General features: G+C 70.2%; 10 protein-coding genes. 5 read left to right on the top strand and 5 right to left on the bottom strand.

From position 1 onward, the window contains the following. Position 1 precedes the first annotated feature (1 nt). Entirely contained in the window at positions 2-3616 is a 3615-nt protein-coding gene (locus DXZ73_RS07320; protein ID WP_116210197.1) for a hypothetical protein, read from the bottom strand. A 254-nt stretch (positions 3617-3870) separates the two neighbouring features. Here DXZ73_RS07320 and DXZ73_RS07325 point away from each other — a divergent pair, with 254 nt between their 5' ends. Further along, positions 3871-4320 (top strand): DUF6224 family protein, encoded by a 450-nt coding sequence (locus DXZ73_RS07325; RefSeq protein WP_116210198.1) that lies wholly within the window; start codon positions 3871-3873, stop codon positions 4318-4320. A 12-nt stretch (positions 4321-4332) separates the two neighbouring features. On the opposite strand, the gene DXZ73_RS07330 is transcribed toward DXZ73_RS07325, so the two are convergent. The 3 genes from DXZ73_RS07330 to DXZ73_RS07340 form a co-directional block, all read right to left on the bottom strand. Next, complete coding sequence (locus DXZ73_RS07330) at positions 4333-5445, bottom strand: Vms1/Ankzf1 family peptidyl-tRNA hydrolase (protein WP_116210199.1); 1113 nt, start codon at positions 5443-5445, stop codon at positions 4333-4335. 176 nt (positions 5446-5621) lie between these two features. Continuing rightward, the gene (locus DXZ73_RS07335; protein ID WP_116210200.1) at positions 5622-7025 is read right to left on the bottom strand and encodes an NADP-dependent succinic semialdehyde dehydrogenase; all 1404 of its coding nucleotides are present in this window, start codon (positions 7023-7025) and stop codon (positions 5622-5624) included. Positions 7026-7150: 125 nt separating this feature from the next. Continuing rightward, positions 7151-8476, bottom strand: coding sequence for an MFS transporter (locus DXZ73_RS07340; protein ID WP_116210201.1), 1326 nt, complete (start codon positions 8474-8476; stop codon positions 7151-7153). Between the two features lie 471 nt (positions 8477-8947). Between DXZ73_RS07340 and DXZ73_RS07345 the strand changes: the two genes are divergently transcribed. The 3 genes from DXZ73_RS07345 to DXZ73_RS07355 all read left to right on the top strand — a co-directional run bounded on the left by DXZ73_RS07345 (position 8948) and on the right by DXZ73_RS07355 (position 13089). Next, entirely contained in the window at positions 8948-9589 is a 642-nt protein-coding gene (locus DXZ73_RS07345; RefSeq protein ID WP_116210202.1) for a DedA family protein, read from the top strand. Positions 9590-9746: 157 nt separating this feature from the next. Further along, positions 9747-10982 carry a phthiocerol/phthiodiolone dimycocerosyl transferase family protein gene (locus DXZ73_RS07350; RefSeq protein WP_116210203.1) on the top strand — a complete coding sequence of 412 codons (1236 nt, stop codon included), beginning with the start codon at positions 9747-9749 and terminating at the stop codon, positions 10980-10982. A gap of 1309 nt (positions 10983-12291) precedes the next feature. Then, positions 12292-13089, top strand: a complete 798-nt coding sequence (locus DXZ73_RS07355) for an AfsR/SARP family transcriptional regulator (protein ID WP_116210204.1) — start codon at positions 12292-12294, stop codon at positions 13087-13089. A gap of 66 nt (positions 13090-13155) precedes the next feature. Here DXZ73_RS07355 and DXZ73_RS07360 read toward each other — a convergent pair whose 3' ends face one another. Continuing rightward, the gene (locus DXZ73_RS07360; protein ID WP_116215471.1) at positions 13156-14409 is read right to left on the bottom strand and encodes a cytochrome P450; all 1254 of its coding nucleotides are present in this window, start codon (positions 14407-14409) and stop codon (positions 13156-13158) included. A 294-nt stretch (positions 14410-14703) separates the two neighbouring features. Between DXZ73_RS07360 and DXZ73_RS40050 the strand changes: the two genes are divergently transcribed. Then, a complete protein-coding gene (locus tag DXZ73_RS40050) occupies positions 14704-19626 on the top strand; it encodes a type I polyketide synthase (protein WP_116210205.1) in 4923 nt (1640 codons plus the stop codon). The last annotated feature ends 17 nt before the right edge of the window (positions 19627-19643 follow it).

Raw genomic sequence — 19643 nt, forward strand, 5'->3', positions numbered from 1 at the left:
CTCAGCTCACCTCCGCGAAAGCGGTGCAGTATTCGTCGACGGGAACGCGCGTGTCGCCGGTCACCGGGTCGGTGTAGGGCGCCATCATCTCGGCGAAGGTGGGCGGCCGTACGGGGTCCGCCGCACCGGGGAGGGCTGCGAGGGAGGTGGGGCCGGAGCCCACGAACCGCTTCTCGCACTCGATGGTCACCGACTGCGACCAGAAGCCGATGTGGACGCTGATGGTGATCCGCGCCCGGCCGAAGACCGTGTGGGTGCCCATGTCCCAGGTGAGTTCGAGGTAGAGCTCCACCGAGGCGGAGACGATGCCGAGGACGTCGACCTCGCCGCGGGCCCGGAAGTATCCGGTGAGCCGGGACTCCCCGGTGTCGATCTCCAGCCGGTAGTAGATGCCCGCCATCACCGACAGACTGCCACTGGCGACACCGAAGTTCATGGACAGGGCGGCGCCGAACTCCAGCGCCGCTTCGAGCACCGCGATGCGCTGCGGGGTGAGGACGATCCCGAAGAATCCGCCGCCGCCGAGCAGGGAGACGGTGAGCCGGAAGGGCGCCTGCCGGGTACAGAAGGAGAAGCCGGCCTCCATCGACCGGCCGACGAAGGGCAGGTCGAGGGAGGCGTCGAGGCGGAGGTTCTCCAGGCTGAACACGCCGATCGCGAGGTTGGGCAGCGGCAGTCCGTACGAGGCGACGATGCCGGAGGGGGTGACCTGGATGCCGGGCGGGTCGCTGAACCCGTCGAGGGGGATGAGCCGGCGCAGGGTTTCCACGAAGGACAGCGGGCCGATGAAGTGGACGCCCTTGAAGGCGACGTCGACGTCGAGCTTCTTGCCGGCCCGGGCGGTGAAGCGGATGTGCTCGAAGTCGAGTTCGAGGGCGTTGAAGCCGGGCACGAGGAAGAGCTTGAACTTCTCCAGGGTGCAGGTGACGTCGGCTCCGGAGGACAGGTCGGGGCGCAGCGACCCGCGGAGGTCGACGACGACGGAGAACCGTCCGTCGGGGTCGGGGACGAAGACCGGGCCGCTGACTCCGTGCGGTGTCCAGGACTGGATCTGCGGGTTCCACTCCAGCCGGGCGTTGACGGTCTCGGGGAGTTTCGCGGCGTTCGCGGCCTTCTCCACGGCCTGGCGCAGGGAGAGCACTTGTCCGGCGGCGTTGTTCCAGGTGGCGACCTGCTGCTGGACGCGGGAGAGCAGGGCGCGGACGCCGGGGTCGGCGCCGGGAGGAAGGGTGTTGAGCAGGTTGGTGAGGGCCGCGGAGAAGGCGTCGAAGGCGCGGTCGACGTCCTGCATGGTGAGCGGGCCCTGCGCTCCGGCGAGGCGTTGGGCGAGGAAGTCGCCGACCGTGGTGACCAGGGCCTGGGCGGTGTCGGCGACCTGTCGCGCGGCGGGCGGGTAGCGGTCGGCCTCGTTGAGGATCAGGCCGCGGATCCGGCTCAGGTCGGACAGGAAGCCGGTGACGGCGTTGACGGTCTCGGTGAAGAAGTTGGGCACCTTCAGGGGCTGGTCGAGTCCGGCGGGCTTGATGAGCTCGGCGAGGGGGACGACGCCCAGCAGATTGGCGCCCAGCAGCCCGAGGACGTCGGAGACGTGGAAGAAGTCGGTGGGTTCGAACGTGCCGTCGGCGATCTTCGCGAGCGCGTCGGCGCCGGCGGCCGCGACGCCGGAGACCGGTCCGGTCCTGCGGGAGAGCCCGGCCACGTCGAAGCTGGGTGCCACCAGTCCGCCGGAACGGTCGCTCCGGCTGTTGAAGTTCATGGTGAGCGGGTTGTGCGGGTCGGTGAGCAGGCTGAGGAAGACCTCGCCCTTGTTGGCCGTGCGCGCGCCCTGGGTGACCTGCTGGAAGGCGGACAGGGCATAGCGCTCGGCGTAGCGGACGGGCACGGTGGTGTTCGCACCGGTGAGGTGGCCGACGGCGGGCACGGTGACGTTCGCCCAGCGGAGCTGGGGGATGAACGCGGCCTCGCCCGGGTGCGCCGGGTCCTGCTGGGCCAGGGCCGGTGGCGCGGCCATGCCCCACACCAGGTGGGCGACGTCGAGGCGGGTGTCGTCGGGTTTGGCGCTGGGCGCGAGCGCCACGGACTGGCCGAGCAGGGCGGCGCTGGTCCGCGGGGGCGGGTCGACCTGGAGGGTGGCGGCCAGGGGGTGCCGGGGGTCCTCGTTGTTGTAATCGTTGACGACCGTGGTGAGTGCGGCGCCGGTGGCGAGGGTGTCGGGGACGAACTTCAGCGGAGTGCGGAATTCCACGGTCCGCCCGTCGTGGTCCACCGCGGTGGCCTTGAACCGGAACGGGGTCTCGGCGCGGGTGGCGGGGAAGAACGCCTCGATGCCGGGTGGTACGTCCGTGAGGTCGGGCGTGACGAGGGTGTCGAGGTGGACGTGGGTGAACGGGAAGAGGACGTTGGTCAGTTCACCGGTGTCGCCGGGTCCGGCCGGGAGGGGGCGGCCGGGGTCGTAGCTACGCAGCGGCTGGCGGACGACGATGAAGAACCGCTGGGAGAGATAGGCGGCGCGCGGGTCGCCGAAGGTGCGCTCGGTGACCTTGACGAGGTTGGCCCGGTGGCCGAAGGGGCAGAGGAAGCCCGCGTACATCACCCTGACGTAGTGGTCCCTGCCGAGTGCGGCACGGTGCCGCCACTCGGTGAGCGGGATTCCGGTGGGCCGCTCGGGCCACTCCCCCAGGCTGTCGAGCCAGCCGCCCATGGCCGACAGCATCAGCTTGTCGACGGCGATCGGCACCGGCACATAGGGCTTCGCCCCGGGGGTGGTGAGCCCGGCGCCGGAGGTGAGGTCGACGATCCATCCGCGGTCCTGCGCGGTCAGCGGCTGCCGGAAGTCGGCGGGGGCGCCGGGGTCGGTGGCGCGGTCGCGGTTCCACACGGCGCGCGCGGTGGTGCCGGTCGACCGGGTGTGCCAGAGCTCGACCCGCTCGCCGGCCGCGGGGTCGGCGACGGTTCCCCGGTGGCTCCACCGCGCCTTCTGGGTGGGGGAAAGGTAGAGCCGGTAGGGCAGTTCGACGCCGGTGAAGGGGTGGGCGGGGTCGGCCAGGGGGTCCTGGGGGCCACCGGTGGCGGTGGCGGCTCTCGCGATGACCGCTCCGGCCGCCGCGGCCGCCGAGAGGGCGGCCTCGACCCCGTAGCGCGCGCTCAGCTCGGCGGTGGTGCGCAGGAGGCGCACGAGGGAGGTGGCCCGGGCGGTGGGGTCACCGGTGCCGTCGGGGGCGGGCCCCGGGAGCCGGAGGGCGCCGACGGGGGCGGTGTCCGGTTCGCGGGCGGCGTCGACGACCCTGAGCGGCAGCCGTCCCATCGCGTCGAGCAGCCCGCCTTCGTCGTAGTCGATGACGTCCTGCGCGCCGACTTCGAAGACGAGCACGCTTTTGCCGCTGATGAGGGATTCGACGGGCAAGTCTTTTGGTTCGGTGGGAAGTTCCGCGTCGAATGCCTGCTCCACCACGTGCTGCGGTCCGAAGGTGACGACGAGGAGGGCGTCCGCCTGGGGATCCGCCCGGACCAGCCGCCGTGGCCCGAGTCCGCCCTGGAACTCCAGGCCGGGGAAAGTGAAGGTGAGGTCCAGCAAATCGGTGCCGCGCAGGACCCGAATCGGAGCCGGTGTGCTCATGACGCCCCCGCATGCTGTCGCGTTCGCGGTGCTCGGAAGGGAATTCCCGGTACGGACGGAACGCCGGACCGGGCCCGGGCGACCACTCTCCCCCCTACCCCGGACGGCCCACAACCAATTAGGCCGAACGGGTGGGAGCCCCGGTTTCGAATTGCGTTCACGACCGGGCATTCCAACGCCCTGCGGGAGCGGCCGGGTGCCTGCCAGACTGGGCGCACCGCGACGGAGCCACAGTGAGCAGGAGTTGGTGGTCAGTGAGCGACAGGCGGAAGCGCCCCTACACGAAGGACGAAGTGCTCCACGGCGTGGCACTGATCAAGGCGCATCTCGCGGAGGACATGGACGCCATCGCCGCCCTCCAGGGTCTGGACGAGGACGAGCGGTCGGCGCGGGAGACGGCGCGGGCCATGTTCGCGCTGGCCCACATCATTGTTTATGGGGCCGTCATCCCGCAGATGTGGGTCGTCAAGAAGGACTTCACATACGGCAACACCGGCAATGTGCCGGAACTCGCCCTGGCCCTGCTCTTCGTCGAGCGGATCGAGCAGCGGGTGGAGCTCGCCCATGTGCATCCTGTGGTGGGCGCGCTCTCGGCGGGCGATGTCATGGGGCTGATCGTGGAGTGTCTGGGGACGAAAATGGAGGACGTCCCGGCTTTCCTCGACGCCGTACGGGAACAGACGCTGCGCACCATGGCGCCGTGAACGCCCGCAGGGTCAGCCGAAGCGGCAGATGCCGCCCGTGCCCTGCGCGGGGGCGCCGGGGGTGTCCGGCTCCAGGATGCGTACGTCGGCGCCGGTGAGCAGCGCGGAGCGGACGGCGACATCGGCCAGGCGGCCGCTGACGAGCGGGCCGCCGCCGTTGGGCACGAAGTCCTCGTGGCGTTCGTAGACGTCCGTGGGCGCGGTCCCGAACCAGGCCGTGCGGGAGTCCCGGGGGTCGTCGGTGACGGCCAGGGTGCCCACCCTGCCCGCGGCCAGTGCCTCCAGGGTCTCGTGCACGCCTTCCACGGCGTGGCCGCCCGGCGCGCGCTCCTCGTCGAGGCGGCGCAGCAGTTCGGCGGTCTCCTCCCGGGCGGCCGCGGACGCCTCGGCCGCCACCTGGGCCGCGCGCTCGCCGCCGGAGCCGTCCTCGCTGCGGCTGCCGCTGACCTGGCCGATGGCCACGTCGCGCCGGACCCGGGACGGCAGGTGCTTGGTCAGGTACTGCCGGGCCCGTACGTCGCCGGCGAGCAGGAGGAGGCGGGCGGAGACCTCGCCCAGGGCCTCGGCCACGGCGTCGGCGACCGCGGTGGCGTTGTGCTCCCAGGAGTCCTCGGCCCGGTGCTGGAAGCGCATCTGGGGCAGCCCTGAGCTCCGCCCGATCTCGTCGTCGGGGCCGGTGACCGTGCGGCGTACGGGCTCGGTGGAGCCCTCCGCGTACAGCAGCAGGTCGGCTCCGGAGCGGTCCACGACGACGACCACGTGGGCCGGGTGGTCCTGGCGCCACTCCATCAGGGGCAGCAGGTGCGGGAGGGGCCCGGACACGGCGAGGTCGCCGTGCCCGCCGCCGGGCAGCTCGACGACGTGCCGCACCTTGCCCTCCGCCGCGAAGGCGGCCAGCACCCCGGTGCCCGGCAGCCGGTCCATGACCTCGGCGGTGAGCGCGTCAAGGGTGGCCGGGGCGGCTCCCTCCTCGGCCAGCCGTCCGGTCAGGCCACGCCACCGGGACTGGGCCGCCTGTGCCAGCTGGGGTCGCGCCTCGCGGTCGAAGTACACCGACAGGAAGGGGCCCGGCGCCTGCAGCAGGTCGCGCAGCGTGCCGGTGTCGGTGGCTGTGGCAGTGGTCATGGGGTTCTCCTTCGACGGAACAGTGCCGTCCGCCCGGGGGCCGAAACCCCCGGGGCCCGTGGATCCGGTTACCCCTTCCAGGTGACCAGATGCGGCGGCATCGTGCCATCGGTGGAGCGGCCGCGCCGGGGAAGGCCGGGAGGGACGGCCTTCCCGGAGGCGGCGGGAACGGGGGCTCAGGCCTCCGGGTCCGCCCCGTGCCACACCGTGGTGATGTTGCAGAACTCGCGGATCCCGTGCCCCGACAGCTCCCGGCCGTAGCCGGAGCGCTTCACCCCGCCGAACGGCAGCGCGGGGTGCGAGGCGGTCATGCCGTTGAAGAAGACACCACCGGCCTCGATGTCCCGCGCGAAGCGCTCCTGCTCCCCCTTGTCACGGGTCCAGACATTGGAGCTCAGCCCGAAGGGGGTGTCGTTGGCGAGCTCCACCGCCTCGTCGAGCCCGCCCGCCCGGTAGAGCGTCGCCACCGGTCCGAACGCCTCCTCGTGGTGGATCCGCATCCCGGGGGTGATCCCGGCGAGGACCGTCGGTTCGTAGAACCAGCCCTCGTCCAGCCCCTTCGGCCGGCCGCCGCCGCACAGTGCCGTGGCGCCGCGGCGCACCGCGTCGTCGACGAGCTCCTCCAGGTCGGCCCGCCCCTGCTCGCTGGCGAGGGGGCCGACGTCGGTGGTGTCGGCCATGGGGTCACCGACGGTCAGCGCCGCCATGCGGGCCGTGAAGCGCTCGGCGAACTCGTCGTAGACGTCGGTGTGGACGATGAAGCGCTTGGCGGCGATGCAGGACTGCCCGTTGTTCTGCACGCGGGCGGTCACCGCGGTGCGCACGGCCCGGTCGAGGTCGGCCGACGGCATCACGACGTACGGGTCGCTGCCGCCGAGTTCGAGGACGGTCTTCTTGATCTCGTCGCCGGCGATCGCGGCCACGGACCGGCCCGCCGGTTCGCTCCCGGTGAGCGTCGCGGCGGCGACCCTGGGGTCGCGGAGGATGCCCTCGACGGCGCGGGAGCCCACGAGCAGCGTCTGGAAGCACCCTTCGGGATATCCGGCGCGGCGGAAGAGGTCCTCCAGATAGAGCGCGGTCTGCGGCACGTTGGAGGCGTGCTTGAGGAGGCCCACGTTGCCCGCCATCAGGGCGGGGGCCGCGAAGCGCACGACCTGCCACAGCGGGAAGTTCCACGGCATGACCGCGAGGACCGCGCCCAGGGGGCGGTAGTGGACCCGGGCGTGGGCCGCGCCGGAGTCCTTCACCTCGGTGTCGGAGGGGTATTCGTCGGCCAGCAGGATCTCGGCGTGCCCGGCGTACCAGCGCATCGCCTTCACGCACTTGGCCGCCTCGGCCCGGGCGGCTGCCAGGGGCTTGCCCATCTCGGTGGTCATGGTGCGGGCGATGCTCTCCTGGTCCTCCTCCAGGAGGTCCGCGGCACGGCTCATCAGCCGCGCCCGCTCGGGGAGGTCGGTGGTGCGGTAGCGCCGGAACGCCGAGACCGCGGCGGCCAGGCACCGCTCGATCCCCTCCGCCCCGAGCTCGTCGAAGGTCCTGAGCGTCTTGCCGTTCGCGGGGTTCACCGTCGCGATGGGCACGGTCGTCCGCCTCCTCCTGCTCCTCGTGCTCGATGCCTCGACCTTGCAGGGGTCCGCGCGGGCGCGCAAGACGTGATGCGGCCGGGCGCCACGGGCCCGGCCCGTACGGCGGGGTCGTCACGTGCTCAGCGGGGAGGCTGCTCCCGCGCCTCGTCGGGGGCGTGCGCCGGGCCGGGCAGCCGGGCCGGGCCCTCGATCGCGGGCCGCGGCACCGCGGCGGGCGCGCGGGGCAGCACCCGGGTGCGGTAGAGCCAGTTGACGGCCACGGCCGACGTCAGCCCGAAGCCCACGCAGCACAGCCACGGCAGCCAGCGTCTGCCGGTGCAGTCGGCGAGATCCATCGCCCAGCCGACGACGGCGTTGCCACCGACCGCCGCCGTGCCCGACAGCATGTAGAAGAGCCCGAAGTACGTTCCGGTCAGCCGCTCGCGGCCGAACCGGGGGATGACCTCCATGGCCGACGGATAGGCGATCATGCCCCCGGCGTAGAGCAGCAGCGCACCGGTGATCATGACGGCGAGCCGGGCGATGCCCTGCCCGGGGCCGTCCGGCCGGGTCGTGGCGCAGACCAGCAGGGGCGGCACGAAGCCGGCCCCTATCAGGGCGATCCCGGCCCCCAGCCAGCGCGCGCCGCCGCCGCGCCGCTCCAGGGTTCTGGTGATCGGGAGTTGGAAGAGCAGGTGGACGACAGCGCCGGAGGCCAGCAGCAGCCCGGCCGCGCCGTCCCAGCCGGACACGGTGCGCGCGCCCTCGGGCAGCAGGACGAAGAGCTGGTTCTCCATGACGACCATGCCGGTGGCGGCGAGGGAGAAGCACAGGAACCGGCGGTTGCCGAGCACCTCGCGCCAGTCCGCGAGGACCGTCTCGGGCGCGTGGACGGCCTTGCGCGCCGGGAGGGTGAGTGCCTGGGCGATCGTCAGCAGGGTGAAGAAGCCGGACACGGCCAGCGCGCAGACCCTGATGTCCGCGAGGAACAGCAGGCTGCCGAGCAGGAGTCCGATCAGCCAGCCGCTGGTGGCGAAGACGTTGAGCAACGCGAACGCCTCGGCCTGGCGCTCCCCCATCTCCTGGGCGACGTAGGCGCGTACGGCCGGATAGAACATCGCCCCCGCCAGGCTGCTGAGCACGGAGGCGGCCAGCAGCAGGGGCAGGGAGTTCCCGAAGGCGAAGAGGGCGAAGCCCGCGGTCCGCAGGGCGCACCCGGTGACGATCACCGTGCGCGCGCCGAGCCGGTCGGCCGCGGTGCCGCCGACGACGAACAGCCCCTGCTGGCTGAGGTTCCGTACGGCGAGCACGAGTCCGACCAGGGCCGCCGACATCCCGAGATCCTGTTCCAAATACTTTGCGAGAAAGGGGATCAGGACGCAGAAGCCGATGTCGACGCCAAACTGATTGATGAATAGCAACCGCAATGCCAGAGGGAATTCCCGGACCGCCAGAAACATTCTCATGCGCGCCCCTGTACGGGCCCGACCGACAGGCGACCGCGGTCGGGGAAACAACCATGATTTCGGCCCGCTCACAGGCCGGGATGCCCCGGTGTACGGCTCGTCGGCTCGCTGTTCCGGTCAGTGGAAGGTCGCGTTCGACGACCTCGGGAAGCGGCCGATCATATGTTTTTGCGGTCCATCTGCGATGACCCCCGGCCGTTTCCTGACGGACACTTCGCCAGACACTTTAGCAAAGCAGATCCCTTGCCGACAGGGCTCGTTGGTGGGGCATTTGCTTTTGCGCGGCAGCACGGGAGGTGACGGCGCGGAGCGGCGCGCCCTCCCCCGCACCCCCTTTCGCGCCCCGGTCCGAGCCGCCGGGCGGACCCTGATTCCGCGGGCCGACCCGCATCCTTCGCCGCCCCGGATCGTCATACAGTCCCGGGGGCCGGGACGGACCGGCCCCGCGCTCGACTAGCGGAGGCGTTTCACGTGCTCACCCATACCGCCGCCGATCTGGCCGTCAATCCCCTGGACGCCTCCTCGTTGCTGGCGGCCTTCGGAGCACTCGGGATCGCCGTGGTGCTGTTCGCGGAGACGGGGTTGCTGATCGGCTTCTTCCTGCCCGGGGACTCGCTGTTGTTCACCGCCGGGCTGCTGGCGAGGGCGGGCGCGCACTCCGGTCCGCGCCTGGACCTGACGCAGGTGCTCATCGCCGCCGCCGTCGGGGCCCTGGCCGGGGCGCAGTGCGGATACGTCCTCGGGCGGCGGGGCGGCCGCACCCTGCTCGGCCGCTCCGGCAACCGCCGGCTGCACGAAGGGGCCGCGCGGGCCGAGGAATTGCTCGACCGGTACGGCCATGCCCGTGCGATCGTGCTGGCACGCTTCGTGCCGGTGGTCCGCACTGTCCTCAACCCGCTCGCGGGCGCCCTGGGCGTGGCGCCGCGCACGTTCACGCTCTGGCAGACGGCCGGCGGGCTGGTGTGGACGGTGGGTCTGGTCCTGGCGGGATACGGGCTGGGGTCGGCGGTCCCGAACGTCGACCGCTATCTCCTGCCCCTCGTCGGACTCGTCGTCGCACTGTCGCTGCTGCCGCTGGCGCTGGAACTGCTGCGCGCCCGCCGCACCGGCTGAGGCGACCTGGCGGAGCGCCTGGCCGGGACTCCCCAGGTGGATTCCCCTGATGAACTCGTGCGACTGCTGGGGAAGTTCGCCATTTCTGTGTTCTTGTCAGTGATCCGCTCGGTGTGGATAGTTGGAGGTGGTTGCTGGACTTCGAGCGGAGGATGGCATGGAGCGTCGCCTGGGCGCGCACGAGATGGCGATCTTCCGAAGCGGCGGTCGTGTGCTCGTGACCTGTGAGCTCGAGGGGGGCATCGACCATGGGCTGCTCGCCGAATCGCTGCGGATCCTGACCGAGTTCCACCCTGTTCTCCTCGGCAGGTTCGTCCCTGACCAGGAGTCCTGCGTCGTCCGGGACGGTGACCCCGGCACGCAGAGGGTGAAGATCGAGAAGTTCACGGATCTGCAGCAGGAACTGCAGGTGGTCCAGGACTGGTCGGCCGGCCCGCTGCTGCGGGTGGCCGTCTCCGAGGGCGATCCGCGCAGCACGGTGGCGCTGAGCATGCCGCGGGCCGTGGTGGACGGCGCGGCCTACGTCGCCCTGTACAAGAGGTTGTGGTCCATCTACACAGACCTGTCGCTCGGCAAGACCGTTCCGACGCACCTCATCGCGGGTGGGCTGGCCTCGCCCTCGCTCGACGACCGCGTCCAGGAGGGGTTCACCGAAGAGGAGTTGTCGGACTTCCTGACGTCCAGGGCCACCCAGCGCGAAGCCGTCCCGTCGGTGCTGTCCGTTCGTGGCCGCGAGCCCGGGACCTTCGGTGTCGTACGGCTCGAGCTCGACGCACAACGCACGCGGCGGTTCGTCGACTACGCCCATGCTGCCGGCCTGACCGTGCACAGCCTGATATGCGGGGTCCTGCTGACCGGGGCACGGGCCTTCCTCCCACCATCGTCGGGGCCGATCACTCTGGCCTGTGTCTCGGCGGTCGACCTGCGCTCACGGATCTCTCCACCCATCGAACCGGAAAGTGTGCAGTCGTCCGCTTCTTCCAGCACGATTACGCTGGAGGTTTCCGAGTCGCCCGACCCGGTGGAGCTGGGACGGTCGGTGTCGGAGAAACTGCGGGCCGACCTCGCCGCACGGGTTCCCGACCTCGATGTCGCCACGATCCCCCGCCTGACCGACGAGACGGTCCCGCGCCTGCCCACTCTGATCGTCACCAACCTCCACAAGATCCCGCATCCGACTCTGCCCACGGGCCTGACGGTGTCCGGGTGGAGGATTCTCCCGTTGGTGGACATGCCGGTCCCGTTGGCGACCGTCACCCGGTTCGGCGACCGACTCGCGATCGACCTCCCCTACCCTCGCCGCTGGTACGACGACGAAACGATGCGCCAGTTCATCTCGGTCGCTTCCGGGGTCTTCGACGAAGTCCTCGCCCGACAGGCCGCCCAGGCGTAGCCGACCCGCCCCGGGCACACGTGCCGCGCGGAACCCCGCGGTTCACGGCCCTGGCGTCCCCGCTGCCATCCGGCCGTCGCGGCCTCTCCTGGAGCCCGGCGCGGCCGTCGTCATCTCGGCTCTGTGCCTGACGAGTTGGGCAGCCGACGCGGCGGGGATCCAGGGCGAGGAGTGGCCGATTCCTGACACTCGCCATGAGTGTCCAGTCACAGCGAGAACACACATCAGCCATTGCGGACCCACTAATTCTCGCCATCATGGGCAGCGCCCCCGCTCTCGCCGACCGCCCCCGGGCGGATGGGGCACGCCCCTCGGCCCACCACTCCCGCCATGGCGTGAACACGCGGGTCGCCACCAGCACATACCGACGCATCGGTCTGATTCCGGCGGTCCGGTCGGTCGCGGCCGCGCCCCGCATGCCGCCCGCGGCCCTACGACTCCTCGCCGCGGCCGAAATAGGCCCTGCGGACCGCCCGCTTCACCGCCCACGCCCGCATCGCGGACCCATTTCACCCGGGGCCCACGGAATTCAACAGGGCCACCCATCGCCCGAAACAAGGAGCCATTAGCATCCCGCACCACCCGCAAGAGGCCCGACCCTTACGCCAAGCCGCCAGGTCACCCGGCATTTCACGGTTCCACGCAGGCCCGGCGTCGGCCATTGGGCGACATGTCTCCGAATTGGATCTTCTACGCTTTCGTGGCTCTTGTGCCATTAAGTCGCCGCCCCGGATCGGAATTCGAACAAATGGACTGTCTCATTCCGTCCGGGTATCGTCTTTACGCCATTGCCCTCGGCACTTCAGCCTTGCATCATCGATGCGTGGGGCAATGATCTCCGGAACCTCTTCGGGTTCGACGCTTCCGTCCGGCGGAGAACCGGCCCTTGGAGGATCGCTGTCGCTTCAAGCAACGCTGTGAGTAATTACCGCATCCTGTTGGCGAGCGTCTCGAGTGCGACACGCACCGAACAGGCGACACGGGCCGAGCACGTCGGCCGGGCCGAGCCGTACGCCGCGTAGATGCGACCACGCGCCACGGGTGGTCAACGACGATCACGAAGCGCCTCGCCGTGCTGTCGCCGCGAGGAGCCCGATGATGCGGTGGCATCGTTATCAGAGCTTCTGACGAAGGGAAAGACCATGTCCGCCTCCTCTCTCTCTGATACGTCGGATCCCTGGACACGACGCCTCCGGCCGCGTCGCGCACCGCCCGTCCGCAACGACGGTCGGCAGGACATGGCAGACGTCGTCTCCACAGCTCTCGCGGACGCCGCACGGCAAGGGGAAACACTTAGGGGGAACGCTCAGTGAGGTACGAAATACTGGGGCCGCTCCGGGTCACGGACGGCACCAAGAGCATGAGCATCAGCGCACACAAAGTGGAGATCGTCCTCTCCGTCCTGCTCATCCGCGCCGACCAGGTGGTCTCGCCGGAGCAGCTGATGGCGGAGATCTGGGGAGAGGACCTGCCGCGGCGCGCGACCGCGGGACTCCATGTGTACATTTCCCAGCTGCGCAAGTTCCTCAAGACGCTGGGCGCGGTCGGCAACCCCGTCGAGACCCGTGCGCCCGGGTATGTGCTGCGCAAGGGCGACGACGAGATCGACGCCCATGTCTTCCTGCAACTCGTCGACAGGGGACGGGCGTTCCTCAGGGAGGAGCGGCATGACGAGGCCGCCTGCCACTTCGAGCAGGCCCTCGCGCTGTGGCGCGGCCCGACCCTCGGATACGGCGAGAAGGGACCGGCCGTGGGCGGCCCGATCATCGACGGGTTCTCGACCTGGCTGACGGAGACCCGCCTGGAGAGCCAGGAGATGCTGGCCGAATGCCGGCTCCGGCTCGGCCGCCACCGGGAGGCCGTGGGCATGCTGTACGCGCTCACCGCGGAGAACCCGATGCGCGAGGTGTTCCACCGTCAGCTCATGCTGGCGCTCTACCGCTCCGAGCGGCAGGCGGACGCGCTGAAGGTCTACCAGACGGTGCGCAGGACCCTGAAGGACGAACTGGGCCTGGAGCCCGGGCGCCCGCTCCAGGATCTGCAGCGGGCGATACTCGCGGGAGACAAGTGCTTGATGACGCCGCCCTTGGCCCTGTCGGGCCGATGACCGGAGCTCCGTACACCGGATGACGCCCTTCTCGGTGTACGGAGCTCCGACGCGTCCGGGGCGGCTTCAGAAAGCGCAGTTCAAGTGCTTGATTCCTACGATGAAGCTGGATTCCAGGCGCCTGGGCCGCCCCTCGGCACGGATCTGGGGCAGCGCGGCGAGCAGCTCCCGGTACAGGGCGGTGATCTCCATCCGGGCGAGGTGGGCGCCCAGGCAGACGTGTGGGCCCACCGCGCCGAACGTGACGTGCGCGTTCGACCCGCGTGCGATGTCGAAGCGGTACGGGTCGGGGAAGACGCTCTCGTCCCGGTTCCCCGACCAGTAGAACAGGAAGATCCGGTCGCCCTTGCGGAACTTGTGGCCGTTCATCTCGCAGTCGCGGGCGGCGACCCGGCGCATCCAGTTGATGGGGGTGGAGACGCGGAGGATCTCCTCGACCGCGCCCTTGGCGTACGTATCGAAGTCGGACAGCAGCAGCCGCTTCTGCTCGGGGTGCCCGGTCAGCAGGATCAGAGCGTGGGAGATGGCGTTGCGCGTGGTCTCCATGCCGGCGATGACGAGCAGGATGAAGAACGACACGAGTTCCTGACGGGTCAACTGCTCGCCGTCCGCCTGCACTTGCACCAGCCTGGTGATCAGGTCGTCACGGGGGTCGGCGAGCCGGTCGTCGCGGAGCCGTGCGATGTAGTCGCCGAGTTCGCGTGACGCCTCGATCACCGCTCGCTCGGATTCCGTCCGGTCGGGGACGTAGTCGGGGTCGAGCGGCCCCACGATCGTGTTGGACCGCTCGAAGAGGAAGTCGTGGTCCTCCTCGGGGATCCCCATCATGTCGCTGAGCACGGCGATCGGCATCTCCGCGGCGACGGGCCGGATGAAGTCACCCGGCCCCCGCGCGACGAGCTCGCGGACGATGCGCCGGGCGGTTCGGGTCGCCACGGCCTCGAACTCGGGGACCATGTTGCGGCCGAAGGAGCGCGCGACGATGCGCCGGAGGCGGGAGTGCTCCGGATTGTCCATATTGATCATCGAGCCGTAGTACTCGTCCAGTTCGGGCGGCAGGCCGACGATGGTGGTCGCGCCGTTCGAGGAGAAGTCCTGCGGGCGGCGGCTCACTTCCGTGATGTCGGCGTACTTGACCAGCGCGTGGTAGCCGAACGCCCAGGGCACGCCGGGCATGCTCTGCTGGATGAACGCCGGATGCGGCAGCCTGCGCAGCTCTTCGAAGAGCGCCACGCGTTCTTCGTGCGGCCGCGCCCAGAAGGACGGGTCGACCAGGTCGGGCAGGGGGGCTGTGGACTGCTTGCTCTGCGTGAGGGACACGATGCCTCGATTCGCGTTGTCCGGACCGACGGTCAGATCGACCGACTCCACCGGACATCGGGGCGACTCCGCTGATCAGAGCATGACGACCTGGCACGCGCTCACCTTGGCGGCCGCCGCTTAAGCGCTCCTAAGAGCTCGCCGCGCGCAGCGGTGTATTAGGAGGGCTTTAGCGCCGTCGACAATTCTGCAGCCCGGTGGGCCCCACCTGCCCGATGCTCGCGCCGTCCGGCTGTCCGGTCATTCGGGTCAGGGGTCCGCTTGTTCTTGCGGAGAGGAGCGGTTGTCACCGGGATGGCGCACAACGAAGAGAAGCTTCTTGAATACCTCAAGCGTGTCACTGCGGACCTGCGTCAGACGGAACGGCGGCTGCAGGACGTCGAGTCGGCGGCCCACGAGCCGATCGCGGTCGTCGGCATGGCATGCCGGCTGCCGGGCGGAGTGCGGTCCCCCGAAGAATTCTGGGACCTGATCTCGGCGGGCGGCGACGCCGTCGCACCGCTGCCCGGCAACCGCAACTGGGACCTCGACGCCCTCTACGACCCGGACCCGGAGAGCACCGGCACCAGCTACGTCCGCGAGGGCGGTTTCGTCTATGACGCCGGTGAATTCGACTCCACCTTCTTCGGCATCGGCCCGAGCGAGGCACTGGCGATGGCACCGCAGCAGCGGCTCGCACTGGAGACCGCGTGGGAGGCCATCGAACGCGCGGGCATCGACCCGCTCTCCCTGCGCGGCAGCTCCACCAGCACCTTCATCGGCTGCGACGGCCTCGACTACGCCTTGGGCGCCTCCGAGGTACCGGAGGGCACCGCCGGGTACTTCACCATCGGCAACTCCGCCAGCGTCACTTCCGGTCGCGTCGCCTACGCCCTGGGCCTTGAGGGTGCGGCGGTGACGATGGACACCGCGTGTTCCTCGTCCCTGGTCTCCCTTCACCTCGCGGCCCAGGCGCTGCGTACGCGGGAGTGTTCACTGGCCCTGGCCGGTGGCACGTACGTGATGTCGTCACCAGCCCCGCTGATCGGCTTCAGCGAGCTGCGCGGCCTGGCCCCCGACGGCCGGTGCAAACCGTTCTCGGCGAGCAGCGACGGCATGGGCATGGCCGAGGGCACCGGCGTGGTGCTCTTGGAGCGCCTCTCCGACGCACGGCGCAACGGCCGCAGGGTCCTTGCGGTGATCAGGGGTTCGGCCGTCAACCAGGACGGTGCGAGCAATGGACTCACCGCGCCCAACGGGCCCTCGCAGGAGCGGGTCATCCGCGCAGCCCTCGCCAACGCCCGGCTTTCCGCCGAGGACGTCGACGTGGTGGAGGCACACGGCACCGGCACCACACTCGGCGACCCCATCGAGGCGGGCGCACTCGCCTCCGCCTACGGGCAGGGGCGGCCCGAGGGCCGACCGCTGTGGGTCGGGGCGGTGAAGTCCAACATCGGCCACACGCAGATCGCTGCGGGAGTGGCCGGAGTGATCAAGATGGTCCTCGCGCTGCGGCACGAACTGCTGCCCGCCACCCTGCACATCGACGCCCCCTCGCCCCACGTGGAGTGGGACGGCAGCGGGCTGCGGCTTCTCACCGAGCCGGTGAAGTGGTCGCGTGGCGAGCGGGTGCGGCGGGCCGGGGTCTCTTCCTTCGGGTTCTCCGGGACGAACGCGCATCTGATCCTGGAGGAGGCGCCGGAGGAGGAGCGGCCGGAGGCGGTGGGCCCCGCGCCCGAGCCCGCGGCGGGTGCGGCGGTGCCGTGGCTCGTCTCCGGACGGACCGGGAATGCGCTGCGCGAACAGGCCCGCAGACTGAGTGGGTTCGCAGCCGGGGATACGGATGCCTCCGCGGCCGAGGTGGGCTGGTCACTGGCCACGTCACGCTCGGTGTTCGAGTACCGAGCGGTCGTCCTCGGGCAGGACCGGGACGCGCTGACTGCCGGGCTGCAGGCACTGGCGTCGGGCGAGGCTTCGCCGGACGTGGTGTCCGGAGTGGCCGGTGACACCGGGCCGGGGCCGGTGTTGGTGTTCCCGGGGCAGGGGTCGCAGTGGGCGGGCATGGGTGCCCAACTACTCGATGAATCACCGGTGTTCGCGGCTCGGATCGCCGAGTGCGAGCAGGCCCTTTCCCTCTACGTCGACTGGTCGCTGACAGAAGTGCTGCGCGGGGACGGCGGTGAGCTGTCGCGGGTGGAGGTCGTCCAGCCCGTTCTGTGGGCGGTGATGGTCTCCCTTGCCGCCGTATGGGCCGACTACGGCATCACCCCCGCCGCCGTGGTCGGCCACTCACAGGGCGAAATGGCCGCCGCCTGCGTCGCCGGAGCCCTGTCCCTGGAGGACGCGGCACGGATCGTCGCCGTACGCAGCGACGCACTCCGGCAGCTCGCCGGACACGGCGCCATGGCCTCCCTCGGAACCAGCGCCGAGCAGGCCACCGAGCTCATCGACAACCGGCCAGGAGTGGGCATAGCTGGCATCAACAGCCCCGCATCAACGGTAATTTCCGGCCCGCCCGAACAGGTCGCCGCAGTCGTCGCCGACGCCGAAGCACGCGGGCTTCGCGCCCGCGTCATCGACGTGGACTACGCCTCTCACGGCCCCCAGGTCGACGAGATCGCCGACCTCCTCACGGACCGTTTGAGCGGTATCCAGCCGGTGGACACCGAGGTGGCGTTCTACTCCACCGTCACCGCCGGACGCGCCGACACCACCGAGTTGGATGCCGACTACTGGGTGACGAATCTGCGTCAGCCGGTCCGCTTCGCCGACACCATCAAGACCCTCCTCGCCGACGGCTACCGCATCTTCATCGAGGCCAGCCCCCACCCCGTCCTCAACCTCGGCATACAGGAAACCATCGACCAGTCCGGCACCACAGCCACCACCATCCCCACCCTCCGACGAGACCACGGCAACCACACCCAACTCACCCACTCCGCCGCCCAGGCCTACACCGCCGGGGCAGACATAAACTGGCAGCGCTGGTTCCCCACCGAACCCACCCCCCACACCATCGACCTCCCCACCTACGCCTTCCAACACCAGCACTACTGGCTCGAGCGCGCCACAACCGCCGCCACCGCCGACAGCGGTCACAGCGCGGCCGAAGCGCAGCTGTGGCAGGCGATCGAGGAACTCGATCTCGGTCTGCTGGCCGGCACTCTGGGATCGGAGGAGGGCGGCGAGCAGGCGGTCGAGGCGATGGAGCCCGCGCTGCCGGTCCTGTCAGCCTGGCGGCGACGACACCGGGAGCAGTCCACGGTCGACTCCTGGCGCTACCACGTCACGTGGAAGCATCTCGACAATGTTCCAGCGGCACCGGAGTTGAGCGGGGAATGGCTCCTCTTTATTCCTGCCGCACAGGCCGACCACCCTGCCGTACGAGCTACGGCGGAGTCCTTGGAGAAGCACGGCGCGACCGTCCGGCTGCATGCCGTGGAGACGGGTCGCGTACGGTGTGAGGCCCTGGCCTCGGTGGATACCTCCGGGCTTGCCGGGATCGTCAATCTGTTGGCGCTGGACGAGGAACCACACCCCCAGCACCCAGCAGTACCCGCCGGACTCGCCGCAACCACCACACTCATCCAGGCCCTCACCACCAACGGAACCACAACCCCCCTCCACACCCTCACCCAAGGCGCCGTCTCCACCAGCACCACCGACCCCCTCACACACCCCGTCCAAGCCCACATCTGGGGCCTGGGACGCGTCGCCGCACTCGAACACCCCCACCTATGGGCCGGCCTCACCGACCTCCCCACCCACATCGACCACCACACCCTCACCCGCCTCGCCACCACCCTCACCACCCCACACCACGAAGACCAAACCGCCATCCGCCCCACCGGCACCCACGCCCGCCGCCTCACCCACGCACCAACCACCACCACCCCAACCCACAACAACACCCACTGGCAACCCACAGGCACCACCCTCATCACCGGCGGCACCGGCGGCATCGGCGCCGTCCTCGCCCGCTGGCTCGCCCACCAAGGCGCACCCCACCTCCACCTCACCAGCCGACGCGGACCACACGCACCCGGCGCCCAGGAACTCACCGACGAACTCACCCAACTCGGCACCACCATCACCATCACCGCCTGCGACGTCAGCAACCCACACCAACTCCAAAACCTCCTCGACAACATCCCCGACCAACACCCCCTCACCACCGTCATCCACGCCGCGGGCATCACAGATCTGACGCCGATCGGCGATCTGACGTCCGCGCGCCTGGACGAGGTGCTCGGGTCCAAGGCGTACGCGGCCTGGAACCTGCATGAGATGACGCGGGATTCGGACCTCACGGCCTTCGTGATGTTCTCCTCCGGCGCCGGAGTATGGGGCAGCGGCCAGCAAGGCGCCTACGGCGCGGCCAACCACTTCCTCGACGCCCTCGCCGAACACCGCCGCTCCCAAGGACTCCCCGCCACCTCCATCGCCTGGGGACCCTGGGCCGAAGCCGGGATGTCCGCGGACCAGGAGTCGCTCATGTACTTCAAGCGCTTCGGTCTGCATCCGATCAGTCCTGACCTGAGCGTCAAGGCGCTGCACCAGGCGCTGAGTTCGGGCGAGACCACGCTGACCGTGGCGAACTTCGACTGGTCCCGGTTCACCCCGACGTTCACCACACAGCGGCCCAGCCCGTTCCTCGACGACATTCCCGAGAACCAGCGGGAGGCCGAGCGGACGGGCTCCGGAGCGGAGACCAGCGCGTTCCGCGCGGAACTCGCGAAAACTCCCGCGTCGCAGCGGCACGGTTTCCTGGTCCAGCATGTCCGGACGCACGCGGCCGCGACGCTCGGCCGGACGGTGGAGGAGATCCCGGCGGCGAAACCGTTCCAGGAGCTCGGCTTCGACTCCCTGACCGCGGTCCAGCTGCGCAATCAGCTCAACACCACGACCGGGCTCTCCCTGCCCGCCACCGTGATCTTCGACCATCCCACGTCCGAGGCGCTCGCCACGCATCTGCGCGGGCAGCTCGGTGTCGCGGGCGAGGTCACCGGTGAGGGCGGTGTCCTCGCGGCCCTGGACAAGTGGGACGCGACGTACGGCACAGCCGAGATGGACGAGGCGGCCCGGCGGCGGATCGCGGGCCGGCTGCAGGCGCTGATGTCGAAGTGGAGCCCGTCCCAGGGTGACGGAGACCGTTCCGACTCCGCCCATGACGAGCTGGAGTCCGCGACCGCGGACGACATCTTCGACCTCATCTCCAGCGAGTTCGGAAAGTCCTGACTCCGTTCCCGTCCCGT

It is taken from the genome of Streptoverticillium olivoreticuli subsp. olivoreticuli (assembly GCF_003391135.1).
GTDB classification, from domain to species: Bacteria; Actinomycetota; Actinomycetes; order Streptomycetales; family Streptomycetaceae; genus Streptomyces; species Streptomyces blastmyceticus.

Coding starts and splice junctions, on each gene's coding strand:
- DXZ73_RS40050 (WP_116210205.1), top strand. CDS start 14,704: ATGGCGCACAACGAAGAGAAGCTTCTTGAATACCTCAAGCGTGTCACT.
- DXZ73_RS07340 (WP_116210201.1), bottom strand. CDS start 8,476: ATGAGAATGTTTCTGGCGGTCCGGGAATTCCCTCTGGCATTGCGGTTG.
- DXZ73_RS07350 (WP_116210203.1), top strand. CDS start 9,747: ATGGAGCGTCGCCTGGGCGCGCACGAGATGGCGATCTTCCGAAGCGGC.
- DXZ73_RS07320 (WP_116210197.1), bottom strand. CDS start 3,616: ATGAGCACACCGGCTCCGATTCGGGTCCTGCGCGGCACCGATTTGCTG.
- DXZ73_RS07330 (WP_116210199.1), bottom strand. CDS start 5,445: ATGACCACTGCCACAGCCACCGACACCGGCACGCTGCGCGACCTGCTG.